The sequence below is a fragment of the Allomesorhizobium aridi genome, from assembly GCF_043769475.1.
GTDB lineage: Bacteria > Pseudomonadota > Alphaproteobacteria > Rhizobiales > Rhizobiaceae > Allomesorhizobium.
This window is the reverse complement of record NZ_CP171729.1, coordinates 3,678,595-3,697,500: the sequence shown is the minus strand read 5'-3', so window position 1 is coordinate 3,697,500 and position 18,906 is coordinate 3,678,595. Positions and strand designations below refer to the sequence as shown.

Below are 18,906 nucleotides of genomic sequence, written 5' to 3'. Positions count from 1 at the left end.
TCGGCAGACACACGGCGGGTGCTAACGTCCGTCGTGAAAAGGGAAACAACCCTGACCTACAGCTAAGGTCCCCAAGTTATGGCTAAGTGGGAAAGGATGTGAGGATCCCAAAACAACCAGGATGTTGGCTTAGAAGCAGCCATCATTTAAAGAAAGCGTAACAGCTCACTGGTCTAAATAAGGGTCTTTGCGCCGAAAATGTAACGGGGCTAAAGCCATACACCGAAGCTTAGGGTTCGATCCGCAAGGGTCGAGCGGTAGCGGAGCGTTCTGTAGGCCGATGAAGCCATACCTGCGAGGGGTGGTGGAGGTATCAGAAGTGCGAATGCTGACATGAGTAACGTAAGGGGAGTGAGAGACTCCCCGCCGAAAGTCCAAGGGTTCCTGCTTAAAGCTAATCTGAGCAGGGTTAGCCGGCCCCTAAGTCGAGGCAGAAATGCGTAGACGATGGGAACCACGTTAATATTCGTGGGCCTGTGGGTAGTGACGGATCACGTGTGTTGTCAGATCTTATTGGATTGATCTGGCAGCGAAGTGGTTCCAGGAAATAGCTCCCACTTATAGACCGTACCCGAAACCGACACTGGTGGACTGGTAGAGTATACCAAGGCGCTTGAGAGAACTATGCTGAAGGAACTCGGCAAATTGCACGCGTAACTTCGGAAGAAGCGTGACCCCTTTGCACGCAAGTGTATGGGGGTGGCACAGACCAGGGGGTAGCGACTGTTTATCAAAAACACAGGGCTCTGCGAAGTCGCAAGACGACGTATAGGGTCTGACGCCTGCCCGGTGCTGGAAGGTTAAGAGGAGGGGTGCAAGCTCTGAATCGAAGCCCCAGTAAACGGCGGCCGTAACTATAACGGTCCTAAGGTAGCGAAATTCCTTGTCGGGTAAGTTCCGACCTGCACGAATGGCGTAACGACTTCCCCGCTGTCTCCAGCATAGACTCAGTGAAATTGAATTCCCCGTGAAGATGCGGGGTTCCTGCGGTTAGACGGAAAGACCCCGTGCACCTTTACTATAGCTTTACATTGGCATTCGTAGTGGCATGTGTAGGATAGGTGGTAGGCTTTGAAGCCCGGGCGCCAGCTCGGGTGGAGCCAACCTTGAAATACCACCCTTATCACTATGGATGTCTAACCGCGGCCCGTTATCCGGGTCCGGGACAATGTATGGTGGGTAGTTTGACTGGGGCGGTCGCCTCCTAAAGAGTAACGGAGGCGCGCGATGGTGGGCTCAGAACGGTCGGAAATCGTTCGCTGAGTGCAATGGCATAAGCCTGCCTGACTGCGAGACTGACAAGTCGAGCAGAGACGAAAGTCGGTCATAGTGATCCGGTGGTCCCGCGTGGAAGGGCCATCGCTCAACGAATAAAAGGTACGCCGGGGATAACAGGCTGATGACCCCCAAGAGTCCATATCGACGGGGTTGTTTGGCACCTCGATGTCGACTCATCGCATCCTGGGGCTGGAGCAGGTCCCAAGGGTATGGCTGTTCGCCATTTAAAGCGGTACGTGAGTTGGGTTCAGAACGTCGTGAGACAGTTCGGTCCCTATCTGCCGTGGGTGTAGGAATATTGAAAGGATCTGTCCCTAGTACGAGAGGACCGGGATGGACGGATCTCTGGTGGACCTGTTGTGGCGCCAGCCGCATAGCAGGGTAGCTATATCCGGACGGGATAACCGCTGAAGGCATCTAAGCGGGAAACCCACCTTAAAACGAGTATTCCCTTGAGAGCCGTGGAAGACGACCACGTTGATAGGCCGGGTATGGAAGTGCGGCAACGCATGAAGTTTACCGGTACTAATAGCTCGATTGGCTTGATCGTTCTCATTTCGAATGCCTATCGCGAAAGCGATGGAAGGCACAAAAACAGCTTCTCGAAACAACATGCTCTTTGCCGACCTGGTGGTTATGGCGGAGCGGCTGCACCCGATCCCATTCCGAACTCGGCCGTGAAACGCTCCAGCGCTGATGGTACTTCGTCTCAAGACGCGGGAGAGTAAGTCGCTGCCAGGTCTGCCAAGCGCATGTTGTAAATCTTCTCTTTCCGATGCGGCCCGCCAAAACGGGATTTCGGGCCGCTCGATGCGGCCCATTTGTTTTGGCCGGCTGATGTTTCGCGGGTTCGATCTCGCAAAAAGGTGGCGCGGGGTGGAGCAGCCCGGTAGCTCGTCAGGCTCATAACCTGAAGGTCACAGGTTCAAATCCTGTCCCCGCAACCAAATACGAAAACGGCCCGCCCTGTGCGGGCCGTTTCCGTATTCGCTTGTGGCGGCCGGCTGTTTTAACCTCGTCAGGGGCCCGCAAGGAGGCGCAGCCGACGCGGCGGGACAGAAAAAGTCAAATCCTGTCCCCGCAACCAAATCAAACCCGTCAGGTCCTGCCTGGCGGGTTTTTTCGTTGATGGAGAGACCCCCTCATCCCCTCGCAACGCCCGCTTCGTGCGGGCTCTTTTTTTAACTGCGTTCCTTAAAAATCGACGAGAGGCGTGTCTGGCATCTGGTGCTCGAACAGGATCCAGAATGGCGATCCCCGGGTTTCAGCGTACCAGCGTTCGAAAGCAGCAATGGCCTCGTGAGCCTCGGCCGCTGATTTGTCTTCGCTCGAAGCCGCATTGCGAAATACCGCCAGCGCTACCGGGCTGAAATGCATCATCACCTCCGATCGCGCCTCGCTGTCCGAGTTCCAGCCGAGACGCGTGCGCAGGGCGGCAAACGCGCTCGCCACGGCAATTTCCTCGCTTTCAGCCGATGCCATCGCCTCGGCGATCGCCTGCATGAGATTGAGCCGCCTGAAGGCGAATGCGCGCTCCTGCTCGAGAGCCGCAATTTTCAGGGCGGCCTCCCGCCGGAAGCTTGTTTCAGCGGTTTTGGCGGCTTCGGCCGCTGTCTTCAGTTCACGGAGGAACGATGCGGTCATTGTCGTCGCGTCTTTTGTTGAAGCATGATCTTTTCCGAAAAGGATGCAACTTTTCGGGATCATGCTCTAGGAGGATGGCGGAAGAGAGTGGGAGTCGAACCCACCAAGGACCGGCTCGCGGCCCCTCCCGGATTTGAAGTCCGGACGCCCCACCGGGGACGATGCTCCTCCAAAGGCTTCCGCCGTCAGCGGTCGATCATCGGCCGGACTGCGAAACAGGTCCAGCCGATGCCGGTTGAGGCGGCGAAGATCGCCACGCCGCACGGTTATGCCATGCCGATCGAGAAATTCGAGGATATGGATGGCCACCTTGCGGCCGCTGCCGGCGCGATCGCGAAACTGGGCGGCGACGAATTGCCCGTCCGGCGTCGCTGCCGCAAGCTCGCGGATAGTCTCGACGATCTCCGCCAGTGCGTTGCGCAGGAAAAAATGGTCGTGGGCGATTTCGTGCACCTTCCCCATGCGGGCAGTAAGCTTCAAGAGCCTTCGGACTTCAGCTTCCTGGCCGGCAAGCACTTCGGCGATGTCGCGCACCCTCGGCGGATGGAACCGGTCGGAACCGCCAAGGAGCGGCTGGATCCGCAGCCAGAGGGACTCGTCCTTCGGCGCAAGCCGTACTTCATGGCCCGGAAGCCGTACCCAGGCGCCGTCGAGAGCCAGTTCACCGGCGCGCGACAGGCCGCGTAGAACGGCGGCGAAAGCGGGGGTCGGAAGACGCGGCTCGAGTTGAAGCCGCAGCCTTTCCATCCCGATGCCCGGCAGGTCGGGGTTGTCGGCGTGGAAAGCCTCCAGCGTCGAGATCAAGGCGATTTTGAACGCCATCCAGCGTTCCGGGGAGAACACAAGCAGCATCTCTCCGACGGGAATACGGACGAGCCCGAGGCTTTCGATCAGGCTTTCCGCCTCGTCCGCGCCGAGCGCCCGATCACGCCCGAAAGTTTTCAGGTCGAGATAGTGAGGCGGCGCGTCGAGGAGCGCGGCAACGGCCTGCTCGGAGAGCGGGACAGCGTGTGCTTCGAGCCGGGCAAGCCGTTCCGGCGTGCGGCGCTTGCGGCTGGGCGCCCTGAGGTCGAGAAAGCTTCCACCGCCGATGGTCCGCTGCGCCGAGGTGTCGCGCACAACATACGTGTCCCCGGCTGCGGCGGCGATCGGACTGTCCAGCACCAGTTGCACAGTGGCCGCGCCGCCGGGCCTGACCGGTTCGTCGCCGAGGAGCACGACCCGCGCGCCGACCTCGGCTGCGGCATGGTGCAGCCGCACCGGAAACCATTGGCCGATCGGTTTCGGTTCTGAAGGCAGGACGCGCAGCCTTGCGTCGATGCGGTCCGTCGGCGCGTGAAGTTCCGGATCGAGTATCACGTCGCCGCGCCGGATCGCCTCCTTGCCGATACCTTCGCCGGCCAGGTTCAGCGCGCAGCGATCTCCCGCCTTGCCGCGCTTGGCTGGCCGGTTCTGGGTATGGATAGACCGGACGCGCGCAGACAGCCCCGACGGGCTGACCACGACGCTGTCGCCGATCCCCACCGAGCCTGACAGCACGGTGCCGGTGACGACGGTACCGACGCCGTGCAGCGTGAATGAGCGGTCCACCGCCAGTCTGAAGCGGCCCAATGCCGCACGGACGGCAAAGCGTGACGCTTCCTGGAACAAGAGACCCCGAAGAGCGTCGATGCCTTCGCCGGTGACGGAAGAGGCCGGAATTATTTCGGCTCCAGCGAGCGCGGTTTCTGCGAGCGTGGCGTGTATCTCCGCCGCAACGGCAGCGCGTCGTGCCGTGTCGGCAAGGTCTGACTTCGAGAGCACGACAGCGCCGCGCTTGATGCCGAGCAGATCGACAATGGCGAGGTGCTCCCGCGTCTGCGGCATGACGCCGTCATCCGCGGCTACGACCAGCAACGCGAAATCGATGCCGCTGGCTCCTGCAAGCATCGTGTGGACAAATCGCTCGTGTCCGGGAACATCGACGAACCCGATAATGTCTCCGCTCGGCGTCGGCAGATAGGCGAAGCCGAGATCGATCGTCATGCCGCGCGCTTTTTCTTCCTGGAGGCGGTCGGTGTCGACGCCGGTGAGCGCATGCACCAGCGCGGTTTTGCCATGGTCGACATGCCCGGCCGTGCCCACGATCATGGCGCGATCTCCGGCAACGGCGCCGTGGCGCGGCGTTCAGCCTCGGCGATTTCCTCAGTGCTGAGCGCGGCGCGCGCCGCTGCCAAATACCGGGCTGCCAACGCGCTGCCGCTTGCCTGGGCGCGCAGCAACCACGCCAGCGCCCCGACTGCATCCACGGGCACGCCTGCGCCAAGATGGCAGGCGGCTCCCAGCATCGCTTGGCCGTCCGCATCTCCGCGCGCGGCCGCCCTGCGCCACCACCGGACAGCTTCGGCCGGGTCGCGCGGTACGCCGAGCGCGTTGTGATGAAGCATGCCGACCCGCGTCATGGCCGAGGCGATCCCCTGATCGGCGGCGGCAGTCGCCCAGCGCCGCGCTTCCGCAACGTCGGGCTCCATCACCTCGCCTTCGAGCAGCATCCAGCTCAGCATATCCTGCGCCGGTCCGTCGCCTTGTTCCGCGGCCCTCCGATAGAGCTCGGCCGCACGGACGTAGTCTTGCTCGACGCCTTCGCCACGGAAATAGAGCGACGCGAGATTCCGCTGCCCGACAGGATCGTTGCCCTCCGCGGCAAGCGTCAGCCACCGGACGGCAAGGTCCGAATCCCGCACGACGCCGAGCCCCTCGGCGAAGCAGGCGCCGATATTGTTCTGCGCGCGAGCTACGCCGGCCTGGGCCAGCGGCTCCCAGATGGCGAGAGCCGTGGCGTGGTCGCCTTTTCTGGCGGCTTCGAGGGCCATGGCCATGCGTTCCGGCACCGGCGCCTCGGCCGGTTGGCGCGCAATGCGGTCAAGCCAGCGCATTGGCGCCTCCCGCATCGAGACCGGCGAGATTGGCGGTGAAACCAGCTTCGTCTTCGAGGCAGCGCAGGTCTAACACCAACGCCTGCTTATCGATGCGTCCTATCACCGGAACCGGTAGCGCACGCAGCGCGGCCGCGAGCGCCTCCAGCGCCCTTCCGCTCCCCGAGCGAGGGCGGAGAGCGAGACCAGCGCTGGGTAGTGTTTCAAGCGGCAGTGCGCCTGATCCGATCTGGCTCCGGCACTCCACGACGTCGACTATGAAGGCCTCGCCGAGAGCATAGGCGACCACAGGGCGAAGGCGCGCCGCCAGTGCCGCGATGTCGGCCGCCAGACGCGCCAGCAATCTCAGTGTTGGCAAGCGTTCCGCCAGGCGGTCGGGATCGCGGTAGAGCTTCAGCGTCGCCTCGAGCGCGGCGAGCCGAAGCCTGTCGAGCCTGAGCGCCCGTTTCATCGGATTGCGGCCGAGCGCCGCAATCAGATCCTTGCGGCCGACGATGAAGCCCGCCTGAGGCCCCCGAGCAGCTTGTCGCCGGAAAACGTGACGAGATCGGCGCCATCGGCGACCGCCTCGCGCACCGTCGGCTCGTGCCCGAGACCATAGCGAGCGAGATCGACGAGCGTGCCGGAGCCGAGATCATGGACAAGCGGCACGCCGTGCGCTTTCGAGATCGAGGAAAGTTCCCGCGCCGAAACCTCCGCCGTGAAACCCTCGACGCGGTAATTCGACGTGTGCACCTTGAGGACGAGTCCGGTCTCCGTGCCGAGCGCTGCCGCATAATCCTTCGGATGCGTGCGGTTGGTTGTGCCGACCTCGACCAGCCTGGCGCCGGCGCGGGTCATGATGTCCGGCATGCGGAAGGAACCGCCGATCTCGATCAGTTCGCCGCGCGAGACGATTGCCTCTCGACCAAGCGCGAATGTGTTGAGGACGAGAAGAACCGCCGCTGCGTTGTTGTTGACGATGGTTGCATCCTCGGCGCCGGTCAGTTCGCAGACAAGCGAGCGCAGATGATCGTCGCGCTCACCGCGCTCGCCCTTCTCGACATTGAATTCGAGGGCCACGGCCTCGCGCATGGCAGCGCCGATCGCCTCGATTGCTTCTTCTGCGAGAACGGCACGGCCTAGATTGGTGTGCAACACCGTTCCGGTCAGATTGAAGACGGGGCGCAGGGAGGAACCTTCCCCGGCTGCGAGTTGCGCAAGCGCCTCGGCGGCCACCTCGCTCGCTTCCGGCACGGCTGCGCCCGCAAGGCCAGCCGCGCGCGCTGTGGCGAGTGCATCGCGAACGGCATTCGTGGCGGCGTGCCGCCCGAAGCGCTGGATCGCCGTCGCAGCGGGCGGTTCCCTCAGCACTTGATCGACCGATGGCAGATTGCGCAGGCGGCTTGCGAGCAACTCGGTCATCGCATCCTCAATAGCCTATCAGGAACGGATTGAACGATCCGCGCCGATAGCCGCCTTCGCGCACGAGCAGGTCGAGGCCGAGCGTTGCGACATCGTCGGCGACCGGGTCGAGCGCCGGATCCTTGTGCTGATGCAGGATCTTGACGTAGCAGCCGCATGCCTTGCAGGTTTCGGCCTTCACCGTGCCCGGACCGCCTTCGATTTCCTGATAGCCTATCCCCTTGGTCGAACCGCACAGGGTGCATTTGATGCGCACGTAGTTCCACAATGTTCCGCAGAGCGAGCAGGCGCAAAACCGCGATCCGTGGGCGCCATGCCAGCCGACGATCATCGAGGATACCGGAGGCCCGCCGCAGACAGGGCATGCTCCATCGCCAACGGGAACCAGCGCGGCGGCATCGAGGCAGCCGGCAAGGCGGGTGAAGTGAACCTGCAGCGCGGCCGCGACATAGACGTGCTCGGCCAGAGCTTCCATAGGGATCGCATCGGCGAGCACGTTGCGCACCATGCCGTCGCGTTCGGAAGGCCCGGCCTGTTTCAGCCGGTCGAGAGCCCCCGTTGCCGCTTCCGGCTTGTCGATTGTCGATGCCGCAATGACCAGGCGTTCGAGCGTTTCGGAAAGCGCCGCAGCCGCGGGTTTGTTGCGGTCAAGCGGCGGCATGCCGAAAGAGCGTGCTCGCTCGCGTGCGTCGATGTCCGGGGCTTCAGGATCGGGCAATCCGTCCTGGATATGGTGCTGGGCGTTGCTCACGGCGGCAAGGAAGCGAAGATAGGCGCCGAGTTGATGTCCTTCAGCCAGCCCGGCGAGCCGTTGCGCGCGGCGGGCGAACAGAAGCGACGGGTCGGGCAATCGAGCGAAGGGTGGCGCCGAAACTTCGCCGATAGCGGTAGGGTCGGAACCGGCTGGACTGATCTGTCTTGGCATTCAAACCTCACGAACCGCACGGGCCACGTGGTTGCGCCTGTCCAGCGCCTGGATCAAAGCGGTACTTAGGGCGGCGCGATCGAAAGTCATCCCGCTGGCGCCCGCTCTATTCGGCGGGCTTCGATCCCGACCTTCCGCCCGATTTCGTAACAAGTTCCCGCAACCATTTGCGATGATGCCGCCAGGCCCAGCCTCCGGTTACCGAGCCGCGGATCATCGCGGGGATCGTACCGCGTACCCAGATCGCGGAATAGAAGTGGATGATCCACACGCCGATGATCGCGACGGCTGCAATGGAATGCACAAGAATGGCTATTCGCTTCTGTTCGACCGTCGTGAACTCGGAGAAATACTGATCCCAGACAACCAATCCGCTGGAGATCAGGATCACGATCAGGACGGACATCGCCCAGAATACGAACTTCTGGCCCGCATTGTACTTGCCAACCTCGGGGACGTTCTCCTCGTGATTGGCCAGCACGTCGCGAAAGCGGGCAAGCCATGTCCCGTCCTCGCGTTTCCAGAGATTGGCCTTCCAGAAGCGAAGAAACAGTCCGAAGAAGCTGAAGAAGAGCAGGACGCCGATCCAGGGATGGATGAAGCGCGTGAACTGACCGCCACCGAACAGGCCGGACAGGAAGAACAGGCTCGGGTGGAACAGCGCCAGCCCGGACAAGGCGAGCAGGATCAGGCTCGCCGCGGTGATCCAGTGATTGATGCGCGCGCCCACCGTGTACCGGTCCACCACAACGGGCCTGCCGGGGTGAACTTTCTCGCTCGGTCCGACATCATACGCGGCCATGGCCGTCACCTTCCGTCAGCTCTTCGGCGTGCTCCTCGTCGTCTTCCGTGACCCTGTTCGGCCCCATGATCAGATGATGCAGGACGCCGACGCCGGCCGCGACGCCAAGCACGGTCAGGCCTGCATATTTGGTGATGCCCTTCCACGCCTCCACCAGCGGGCTGATCCTCGGCTCCCTCGGCAGGCCGGAATAGAGTTCCGGCTGGTCGGCGTGATGCAGCACGTACATCACATGCGTCCCGCCAACGCCGGGCGGGTCGTAGAGGCCGGCATTGGCATAGCCGCGCGATTTCAGGTCCTCGATCCGGCCTTCGGCGTGCTGTTTCATCTCGTCTTTCGTGCCGAAGACGATCGCCTGTGTCGGGCATGCCTTGGCGCAGGCCGGCCCCTGGCCTACCGCAACGCGGTCCGAGCATAGCGTGCATTTGTAGGCCGTGTTGTCGACGCGCGAGATGCGCGGGATGTTGAAGGGGCAGCCCTTGATGCAGTAGCCGCAGCCGATGCAGTTCTCGTGGACGAAATCGACGATGCCATTCGAGTACTGAACGATCGCGCCCGGCGCCGGGCAGGCCTTGAGGCAGCCCGGATCCGCGCAATGCATGCAGCCGTCCTTGCGGATCAGCCATTCGAGTTCGTTTGTCTCCGGATTTTCCCACTCGCTGAAGCGCATCAGCGTGAACATGTCCGGCGTCAGGTCGGGCGGATTCTCGAAGACGCCGGCGAAGACGCCGACCTCCTCATGCGTGTCGTTCCACTCGATGCAGGCCGTCTGGCATGCCTTGCAGCCTATGCATTTCGAAACGTCGATGAGCTTGGCGACTTCAGTCTGCTGCTGCGCCGGCGCGGGGACAGTCGATGCCGATCGGCGGATGAGGTCCTTCTCGGAGAAACGCGGCGCCGTGTCCGTCGTCGAAGGATTTGGGATTGGAGGAAACATCTTCTCGCCTCCCTATGCCACCGGCCCAGGTGCGGGCTCGATGTTGACGAGGAACGCCTTGTACTCCGGCGTCTCGATGTTGGCGTCGCCGACATAAGGCGTCAGCATGTTGGGGCCAAAGCCCTTTTTCGCCGCGCCGGTGAAGCCCCAATGCAGCGGGATGCCGACGATATGGACCGTCTTGCCGTCGCAGGTCAGCGGCCTGATGCGTTTGGTCACCATGGCTTTCGCGGTGACCGAACCGCGCTTCGACCAGACGCGCACCCAGCCGCCCTTGGCGATGCCCTTTTCCGACGCAAGCTGTTCCGAGATTTCCACGAAGAACTCCGGCTGCATCACGGAATTTACGACCACATGCTTGGTCCAGAAGTGGAAATGCTCGGTCAAGCGGTAGGAGGTCGCGGCATACGGGAATTCCGGAGAACCAGCCTCGGCGAACTGCGCCAAATCGCCCTCGAACACCCTTGCCGCCGGATTACCGATGACATTGGGCGCGACCGGATTGGCGATTGGCGATTCGAACGGCTCATAATGTGCCGGGAACGGCCCGTCGCGCATCATGCCCCGAACGAAGAGGCGCGACACGCCTTCCGGGTTCATGATGAACGGGCCGACCTGATCGGGTTTCGCCGTCGGCACGATGTCCGGGATGTCGTAGCCCGACCATTTCGCACCATCCCATTCGATCACCTTGCGAGTCGGATCCCAAGCCTTCCCCGCCAGATTCGCCGAAGCCCTGTTGTAGAGGATGCGGCGGTTGGCAGGCCACGAGAACGCCCATTTCGGATACATGCCGACCTCGTCCGGGTCTATCGTATCCCGCCGGGCCATATTGTTGCCGTCCTCGGTGAAGCAGCCGGAATAAATCCAGCAGCCGCAGGCGGTCGAGCCGTCGTCGCGAAGCGCGGCAAAGCCCGGCAGCAATTTTCCGGCCTCCGCCAGCACTTTTGTCGGATCGGCCGTGTCCGTCACTCTGGCGAGCGCGCGGCCATTAAGCTCCTGAGCGATTTCCTCGGCTTTCGGATCGCCTGGATCGGCATAAGGCCATTGGAGATTGAGGATCGGATCGGCGAACGCGCCGCCTTCCGTGCGATAGAGTTCCTTCAGACGCAGATGGATCTGCGCCATGATCCAGGTGTCGCGCTTGGCCTCGCCGGGCGGCGTGCCGCCCGCCCAATGCCACTGCAGCCAACGGCTTGAATTGACGAGCGAGCCGTCGTCCTCGGCGAAGCACGTCGACGGCAGTTCGATGACCTCGGTCTGGATCGCCGAAGGATCGACGTCGTTGTGCGCGCCATGGTTTTCCCAGAACCGCGCCGTCTCGGTCGCAAGCGGATCCATGACGACCAGGAACTTCAGCTTGGAAAGCGAGGCGGTGATCTTCTGTTTGTTGGGGAACGACTGCAGCGGGTTGAATCCCTGGCAGAAGTACCCGTTCATCTTGCCCTGGTGCATCATGTCGAAAGCGCGCAGCACGTCGTAGCCTGGCAGGTCGAGCTTCGGCAGGTAATCATAGGCGAAGTCGTTCTCGACCGTCGCGGCCTGCCCCCACATCGACTTCTGGAAGCTAACGAAGAACTTCCTGTAGTTCTGCCAGTAGCTCATCTGGTTCGGCCGGAGCGGCTTGAAGCCGCGGGTCGACATGTAGGAAGCCAGGTCCGGCTCCTTCTGCGTCGGTATCGTCAGATAGCCGGGCAGCAGGTTCGACATAAGCCCTATATCGGTCAGCCCCTGGATATTGGAGTGGCCGCGCAGCGCGTTCATGCCACCGCCGCGAATGCCGATATTGCCCAGGATCAGCTGCAGCATCGCCATGGCGCGGATGTTCTGCGAACCCTTCGAGTGCTGCGTCCAGCCGAGCGCGTACATCGAGGTCATCGCCTTTTCAGGCGACGAGCATTCCGCGATCATCCCGGCCACCTTCAGGAATTTTTCCTTCGGCGTGCCGCAGATGCGCTCGACCATCTCCGGTGTGTAGACGGAGACGTGGTTCTTGAGCAGGTTCCAGACACAGCGCGGGTTCTGCAAGGTATCGTCGACGACGGCAAAACCGTCCGCGCCGATATCGTAGTCCCAGGTCGACTTGTCGTAGTCGCGTTTGGCCTCGTCATAACCGGTGAACAGGCCGTCCTGGTATGCAAAACCCTCCTTGACGACATAGGCTGCGTTGGTGAACGCCTTGACGTAGTCCCGCTGCACCTTGTCGTTCTGAATGCAGTAGTTGATCAGGCCGAGCAGGAAAGCGATGTCCGTTCCTTGGCGGATCGGCGCGTAGACATCCGACACCGAAGCCGAGCGCGTAAAGCGCGGGTCGATGACGATGAGCTTGGCGCCACGGTTTGCTTTGGCTTCGGTGACCCATTTGAAGCCGCACGGGTGCGCCTCGGCGGCATTGCCGCCCATGATGACGACGAGATCCGTGTTCTTGATGTCCGTCCAGGAATTCGTCATTGCTCCACGGCCGAATGTTGGGGCGAGACTCGCCACCGTCGGGCCGTGTCAGACACGCGCCTGGTTGTCGAACACCAGCATTCCCGTGCTGCGGACCACCTTGTAGGTCTCGAACGCGGTTTCGTTTGTCGTCGCCGACGCGGCGAGGAAGCCTGTCGTGATCCACCGGTTTACCGTCACGCCGTCATTGTTGGTCGCGACGAAATTCTTGTCCCGGTCATCCTTCATCAGGCGGGCGATGCGGTCGAGTGCATCTTCCCAAGGAGATCGGCTCGAACTTGTCGGATCCCGGCTTGCGGATCATCGGCTGCTGAAGGCGGGTTGGAGCCTTGACGAAGCCGAGCAGGGCCGAACCTTTGGGGCACAAGGTGCCGCGGTTGGTCGGGTGATCGGTATCGCCCTCGATGTGGGTGATCTCGGCCTGTTCGCCCTTCCTGAGGTCGCCCTTCGAATACAGGATCACGCCGCAAGCAACCGAGCAGTACGGGCAGGTGTTGCGCGTCTCGGTCGTGTTGACGAGCTTGAAGGGCCGTATCGCCGCCGCATGCGCGGCCTCGATATCGCCGAAGCCGAAGGCCCCGAGCGTTGTGCCGGCGAGACCCGCGCCTGCGGTCTGCAGGAACGCGCGTCGCGAGAGTTCGATAGTCATTGAATTTCCTCCCGAAGCCGATGCCCCGGAGGACATCCCGAACCAAGAGTACGAAGCCATTTTCGAACCGAATCAAATCAATGTCAAACAACGGATGCGTGCGGCGGCAGCAAAGGCCGTGTTTGAGCATTGCGTACAATGACGGATCTCCTGGTGTGGCGGTCCGATTGACGCTCGCCAAAAGGTCGTCCTACAGTGAGGCGTGGTGTTGGAAACGGCTCCCGCGTGCCGGGGCGCTTTTCGAGCGACGACCTATGGAGGCGATGTCACGCGCTCCATCGCTGAGCGTACGTCTCGCCCTTCATCTTCCCCATCGTGTCGCCAAAGACAGATTCGCACAGCCAGCCGTCACCGGTGTTTTCTTCATTCCGGCTACTCGCGACAACACGTGGCAGGCGTCAGCCTCCACGCGGGTTGTCATTCGGCATTCCAAGGAGCCCTGAACCATGGCAATCGCCCTTTCGATCGAAATCGCCGACGCGCCCGCCGTGCGCCTGACCAGCCTCGCCCATGGCGGCGGCTGCGGCTGCAAGCTGGCGCCGTCCGTGCTTCAGCAACTTCTAGCGGATCAGGTAGAAGCCAATTCTTTCCGGCAGCTTCTTGTCGGCACGGAGACCGGCGACGACGCCGCCGTCTGGCAGCTTGACGAAGACACCTGCGTCATCGCAACCACCGATTTCTTCATGCCCATGGTGGACGACCCGTATGACTTCGGCCGGATCGCGGCGACGAACGCGATCTCGGACGTCTATGCGATGGGCGGCCGGCCGATCATGGCGCTGGCAATCCTCGGCATGCCTCTCGACAAGATTCCCACCGATATGGTCCGCGAGATCCTGAGGGGCGGCAAAGCCATCTGCGCCACGGCCGGCATCCCTGTCGCCGGCGGCCACTCGATCGATTCACCGGAGCCGATCTATGGCTTGGCGGTGATCGGCACGTGCCGGCCGGAAGATGTCCGGCGCAATTCGGGCGCGAGGCCGGGAGACGCCTTGATTCTGACGAAAGCGCTCGGTGTCGGCATCTATTCCGCCGCCATCAAGAAAGAGGCGCTCCCCGAGAGCGGCTACGCCGAGATGATCGCATCGACGACACTTCTTAACCAGATCGGATCGGAGCTCGCGCAAGACCCTAACGTCCATGCGATCACCGATGTGACCGGCTTCGGCCTGCTCGGACATGCGCTTGAAATGGCGCGAGGTTCCGGCAGCGCTCTCGTCATCCGGGATTCCGATGTACCTCTCTTTTCCGAAGCAGCTTCGCTTGCTCGTGATGGCTATGTCACCGGCGCATCGCGGCGCAACTGGGCGAGCTATGGCGAAGCGGTGGTGCTGCCTCCGGACATGCCGGAATGGCGCCGCCATCTTCTCACCGATCCGCAGACTTCGGGCGGGTTGCTGATTGCCTGCGAACGCAACAGCGCAGCGGCGCTGGTCGAGAAGATTGTCGCGGATGGCTATCCGTCAGTCCGACCGGTGGGCCATGTGGAGCCCGGCCTGCCATCCATAACGGTCCAGGCATGACGCCGTTAAACCGGCGCGCCCGAGTGATGGCGAATCCGAGAAAAGCAAAATAGATGAACCATTGAAGAAATTGGTTGCGCGGCTAATCTCGACTAAATAGGTTCACCTGGGCCTTTTGGGACAGCTATCTTGAAATTTCCGGCCAAAATGCCTCGATTTCTGAAAGCGCGTCGCTGGCAGAAGCGAACCATTCGTAGAATTGATCACCTATCGGGTTCTGATGTCGCAGCGCGTTAAGCCAACTGTAAATTCGGGTTATGCCCTTGAGCGGTTGCGCGTTTTGTTGAGCTCGGTCCCTTCCGGCGGAGAGTTGCGCTTGCCGCCCGAGCGCGAGTTGGCGGCGGAAATCGGCGTCGGGCGCAGGGCGCTGCGGCGCGCCCTCGAAGTTCTTGAGGACGAGGGGCTGATCTGGCGCCAGCAGGGCAAGGGCACCTTTGGCGGCTCCCAGCAGGTCTCGAAGACGCTTCGCGTCGACAATCTTGCCGACTTCACCAATCCGCTCGAGGTCATGGAAGTGCGTATCGAGATCGAGCCTGTCCTGGCCCGGCTCGCCGCGACCAAGAGCACGCCCGCCCTTATCCAGCAGCTCGAGCGCCTTGCGGCCAAGGCGCGGGAAGCCGCCGATACGGATTCATGGGAGCTGTGGGACGGCGCCTTTCACCGGAAAATCGCCGAGGCGGCCGGAAATCAGCTTTTCATCCTGTTCATGGGCATGATCGACCAGATCCGGCAGAACGACGCGTGGCGGCACTTTCGCGAGCGCGTCCGCTCGGTCGGGCGCACCACTCTGTCCGTCCAGCAGCACGAGGCCGTGATCGATGCGATCCGCCGCCTGCATCCATCGGAAGCCGAAGCTGCAATGCGCCAGCATCTGATTTCGCTGCGCAGCGCACTTGTCGAGGCCATGCAGGCGGCAAGTGTGCCGATTGCCGACGAAGAACGCCTTCATGATCCTGCAATCACGGAAGCAAAAGCCTTAGCCACAGAGGGAATGAAATGAACCGTATAAAGCAATTGTTGTTGGTGGCCACCGCTCTGGTATCGGCCTCGTCCGCCCTTGCCGCCGATTTGCGTATCGGCTTGCAAGACGACGCCGACGTTCTCGACCCGCATCGCGCCCGCACTTTCGTCGGGCGCATCGTCTTCACCTCGATGTGCGACAAGCTTTTCGACATCAACGCCAAGCTGGAAATCCAGCCGCAACTGGCGAAGGAATGGGCATGGTCCGATGACGGGAAGACGCTGACCATCAAGTTGCGCGAAGACGCCAAGTTCCACGACGGCGCCACGATCGACGCCGCTGCCGTGAAGGCCAATATTGAACGCGCCAAAACGCTGCCGGAATCGCTGCGCAAGAGTGAGGTCGCCTCCATCGACACGGTCGAGGCGGTCGACGCAACGACTGTCGCGGTCCACCTCGTTAGCCCCGACGCCTCGCTGCTCTCGCAGCTTGCCGACAGGGCCGGCATGATCCTGTCGCCGAAAGCATTCGAAACCGGCGACTTCGGCCAGAACCCGGTCTGCTCGGGACCGTACAAATTCGTCGAGCGCATCCAGAACGACCGCATCGTTCTGGAGAAGTTCGCGGACCATTGGGATGCGGCCAACTTCAACTATGACAAGATCACCTTCATCCCGATTCCGGACTCTACGGTGCGGCTAGCCAATCTGCGCGCCGGCGATCTCGATATCGTCGAGCGCATCGCGCCGGCAGACGTGGAAACGGTGAAGGCCGACGCGAACCTCGCCTTCCATCCCGTCACCGGAACCGGCTATCAAGCCCTGACCTTCAATCTGAAGAAGGGCGACAAGGACACGTTCCCCATCGGCCATGACGAGCGCATTCGTCAGGCGTTCGAACTGTCGATCGACCGCAACGTGATCAACGAGGTGGTCGGCCAAGGCATTTTCCAGCCGGCATACCAGCCGTTTCCGCCGACCAGCTTCGCCTATGACAAGAAGTTCGAAGGCGCGCAGCGTGATGTCGCCAAGGCAAAGTCGCTGCTGGCCGAAGCCGGCGTCGAGCGTGTGAAGCTCGAAATCGCTTTCGGCAACAACACCGCTTCCCAGCAGGTCTATGAGCTGATCCAGGCGATGTCCTCCGAGGCCGGGTTCGACATTTCGCTCCGGCCGACGGAGTTCGCCGCCCTGCAGGCGGCCTTGAAGGAAAGCGACTTCGAGGCAGGCCAGAGCGGATGGTCGGGCCGCGCCGATCCGGATGGAAACATCCATCAGTTCGTCAGTTGCGAAGGCAATCTGAACGATGCGCATTACTGCAACGAAAAGGTCGACGCACTGCTCGACGAGGCCAGGAGCGTGACCGATCCGGTCAAGCGCAAGGCGCTCTACGATCAGGTCCAGGAAATCATCCAGGAGGAATTGCCGATCGTCTATCTCTACTATCAGCCCTGGCCGTTTGCCGCCCGCGCCAATGTGAAGGGCTTCACCGCCTATCCGGACGGCATGATCCGGCTGCGCGGCGTTTCGTCCGAGGGCTGATCCTTGGCCTCCATAGAGCGGCCATTCTCGGTGGCCGCTCCACCTCTCCAATTTTGAAGTGCTGTTCCAATGATCGAGATCGTTTTCCGGCGATGCGTCGTCGTCCTGCCTACGCTGCTGATCGTCTCGATGCTGGTTTTCGGCATGCAGAAACTGCTGCCCGGCGACCCCATCCTGACGATGGCCGGCGAGGACCGTGATCCGGCGACGATCGCTTATCTGCAGGAAAAGTACCGCCTCAACGATCCCATCCCGGTCCAGTACGTGGCTTGGCTCGGTCAGATCCTTCGCGGCGATCTCGGCATTTCGCTTCGCACGGAACAACCGGTGCTCGGCCTCATTGTTCAAAAGCTGCCGGTCACGATCCAACTGGCGGCCTTCGCCATGATTGTCGCCTTCCTGATTGGCGTTCCCGCCGGCATCATCTCGGCAATACGCAAGGGCACGGCGGTCGACTACGGCATCAATGTGGTTGCCCTGTCGGGACTTTCGATCCCCAACTTCTGGCTCGGCATCATGCTCATCCTGCTGGTGTCGGTGCAATGGCAGTTGCTCCCGGCCTCCGGCTACACCTCGCCCTTTGAGAATATCGGCCAGAACTTGCGCACCATGGTCATGCCGGCCTTCGTCCTGGGAACGGGGCTTGCGGGCGTCCTGATGCGCCACACACGTTCGGCCATGCTCGGCGTGTTGCGCTCCGATTATGTCAGGACCGCGCGTGCAAAGGGCCTGAGCGAAAAGACGGTCATCCTGCGCCATGCGCTGAAAAACGCGCTGGTGCCGATCATCACACTGTCGACGCTGCTGTTTGGCGAGTTGCTGGCCGGCGCGGTTCTGACCGAGCAGATATTCACCATCCCGGGCTTCGGCAAGCTCATCGTCGATGCCGTCTTCACCCGCGATTATGCGGTGGTTCAGGGGGTGGTGCTGTGCACCGCCGTCGGCTTCATCCTGATGAACCTGGTCGCCGATCTTCTCTACATCGTCGTCAACCCGCGTCTGAGGGATGCAGCATGACCGCCGTCGCGCATGTGCAAAAGAGCCCTCTCGGCCGCCAACTCGCCAAATTCGCCAAGAACCACGCGGCTGTTGCGGGCGCCGTCATTGTCGGTGTGTTCGTGCTGATCGCGATCTTTGCACCGCTGATCGCGCCCTATGATCCGTTCCAGACAAACTTCATCAATGTGCGCAAGCCGCCGTCGGCCCAATTCTGGCTGGGCACGGACGAGCTCGGCCGCGATATCTTCTCGCGCATGGTGTATGGCGCACGCGCCTCGCTTACGGCAGGCGGCATCTCCGTGGCGATCGCGGTCATCGTCGGCGTGCCGTTCGGGCTCCTCGCGGGATATTTCGGCGGCTGGATCGACAGCGTCATTTCGCGCCTGATCGATGCCATGCTCGCCATTCCATTCCTCATCCTGGCGATCTCGCTGGCCGCCTTTCTCGGGGCGAGCCTGACCAATGCCATGATCGCCATCGGCCTTTCGGCCGCGCCGATCTTCGCGCGGCTGACCCGCGGACAGGTTCTGTCGATCAAATCGGAGGAGTATGTCGAGGCTGCGCAAGTGATCGGCTTGCGCCATCCGCGCATCATCCTGCACTACATCCTGCCCAATTCCGTTCCGCCGATCATCGTGCAGGCCACGCTCACCATCGCCGCCGCCGTCATTGCCGAAGCGAGCCTTTCCTTCCTCGGACTTGGGCAGCAGCCTCCCAACCCCTCCTGGGGCTCGATGCTGAACACGGCGAAGAACTTCATCTCGCAGGCGCCATGGATGTCGTTGTGGCCCGGTACAGCGATCTTCCTCGTGGTTCTCGGCTTCAACCTTCTGGGCGACGGCCTGCGCGACGCGATCGATCCGCGCGAATACTGACATTC

The 18,906-nt window shown here is 62.1% G+C and carries 10 protein-coding genes, 2 tRNA genes, 2 rRNA genes and 3 pseudogenes (1 of these 17 only partly in view); 8 read left to right on the top strand and 9 right to left on the bottom strand.

Features of this window, described 5'->3' with window-relative positions:
* The 3 genes from ACG873_RS20130 to ACG873_RS20120 form a co-directional block, all read left to right on the top strand.
* A 23S ribosomal RNA gene (locus ACG873_RS20130) occupies positions 1-1,828 on the top strand (it extends 972 nt beyond the left edge of the window).
* A gap of 76 nt (positions 1,829-1,904) precedes the next feature.
* Positions 1,905-2,019: ribosomal RNA gene (rrf, locus tag ACG873_RS20125) — 5S ribosomal RNA — on the top strand.
* A gap of 129 nt (positions 2,020-2,148) precedes the next feature.
* Positions 2,149-2,225, top strand: a tRNA-Met gene (locus ACG873_RS20120).
* A gap of 247 nt (positions 2,226-2,472) precedes the next feature.
* On the opposite strand, the gene ACG873_RS20115 is transcribed toward ACG873_RS20120, so the two are convergent.
* The 9 genes and pseudogenes from ACG873_RS20115 to fdnG form a co-directional block, all read right to left on the bottom strand.
* Entirely contained in the window at positions 2,473-2,781 is a 309-nt protein-coding gene (locus tag ACG873_RS20115) for a hypothetical protein (RefSeq protein WP_394887028.1), read from the bottom strand.
* Between the two features lie 216 nt (positions 2,782-2,997).
* Positions 2,998-3,093, bottom strand: a tRNA-Sec gene (locus tag ACG873_RS20110).
* A 123-nt stretch (positions 3,094-3,216) separates the two neighbouring features.
* Positions 3,217-5,052, bottom strand: a pseudogene (selB, locus tag ACG873_RS20105) (selenocysteine-specific translation elongation factor); the annotation flags it as partial.
* Positions 5,049-5,837, bottom strand: coding sequence for a tetratricopeptide repeat protein (locus ACG873_RS20100; RefSeq protein WP_394887026.1), 789 nt, complete (start codon positions 5,835-5,837; stop codon positions 5,049-5,051). The pseudogene selB and the gene ACG873_RS20100, both read right to left, overlap by 4 nt.
* Positions 5,824-7,241, bottom strand: a pseudogene (gene selA, locus ACG873_RS20095) (L-seryl-tRNA(Sec) selenium transferase). Before selA ends, ACG873_RS20100 begins: the two are co-directional and overlap by 14 nt.
* Before the next feature lie 7 nt (positions 7,242-7,248).
* Positions 7,249-8,166 (bottom strand): formate dehydrogenase accessory protein FdhE, encoded by a 918-nt coding sequence (gene fdhE, locus ACG873_RS20090; protein WP_394887024.1) that lies wholly within the window; start codon positions 8,164-8,166, stop codon positions 7,249-7,251.
* A 106-nt stretch (positions 8,167-8,272) separates the two neighbouring features.
* Positions 8,273-8,968 (bottom strand): formate dehydrogenase subunit gamma, encoded by a 696-nt coding sequence (locus ACG873_RS20085; RefSeq protein WP_394887022.1) that lies wholly within the window; start codon positions 8,966-8,968, stop codon positions 8,273-8,275.
* Positions 8,955-9,905, bottom strand: coding sequence for a formate dehydrogenase subunit beta (fdxH, locus tag ACG873_RS20080; RefSeq protein ID WP_394887020.1), 951 nt, complete (start codon positions 9,903-9,905; stop codon positions 8,955-8,957). Before fdxH ends, ACG873_RS20085 begins: the two co-directional genes overlap by 14 nt.
* A gap of 12 nt (positions 9,906-9,917) precedes the next feature.
* Positions 9,918-13,005, bottom strand: a pseudogene (fdnG, locus tag ACG873_RS20075) (formate dehydrogenase-N subunit alpha).
* A 446-nt stretch (positions 13,006-13,451) separates the two neighbouring features.
* On the opposite strand from fdnG, the gene selD reads away from it, so the two are divergent.
* The 5 genes from selD (at position 13,452) to ACG873_RS20050 (ending at position 18,901) form a co-directional block, all read left to right on the top strand.
* Complete coding sequence (selD, locus tag ACG873_RS20070) at positions 13,452-14,528, top strand: selenide, water dikinase SelD (protein WP_394887018.1); 1,077 nt, start codon at positions 13,452-13,454, stop codon at positions 14,526-14,528.
* Between the two features lie 316 nt (positions 14,529-14,844).
* Positions 14,845-15,528 carry a FadR/GntR family transcriptional regulator gene (locus ACG873_RS20065; RefSeq protein WP_394887016.1) on the top strand — a complete coding sequence of 228 codons (684 nt, stop codon included), beginning with the start codon at positions 14,845-14,847 and terminating at the stop codon, positions 15,526-15,528.
* A complete protein-coding gene (locus ACG873_RS20060; RefSeq protein ID WP_394887014.1) occupies positions 15,525-17,027 on the top strand; it encodes an ABC transporter substrate-binding protein in 1,503 nt (500 codons plus the stop codon). Before ACG873_RS20065 ends, ACG873_RS20060 begins: the two co-directional genes overlap by 4 nt.
* Before the next feature lie 69 nt (positions 17,028-17,096).
* A complete protein-coding gene (locus ACG873_RS20055) occupies positions 17,097-18,044 on the top strand; it encodes an ABC transporter permease (RefSeq protein WP_394887012.1) in 948 nt (315 codons plus the stop codon).
* Complete coding sequence (locus ACG873_RS20050; protein ID WP_394887010.1) at positions 18,041-18,901, top strand: ABC transporter permease; 861 nt, start codon at positions 18,041-18,043, stop codon at positions 18,899-18,901. The genes ACG873_RS20055 and ACG873_RS20050 overlap by 4 nt, the downstream gene beginning before the upstream one ends.
* Positions 18,902-18,906: the final 5 nt, after the last annotated feature.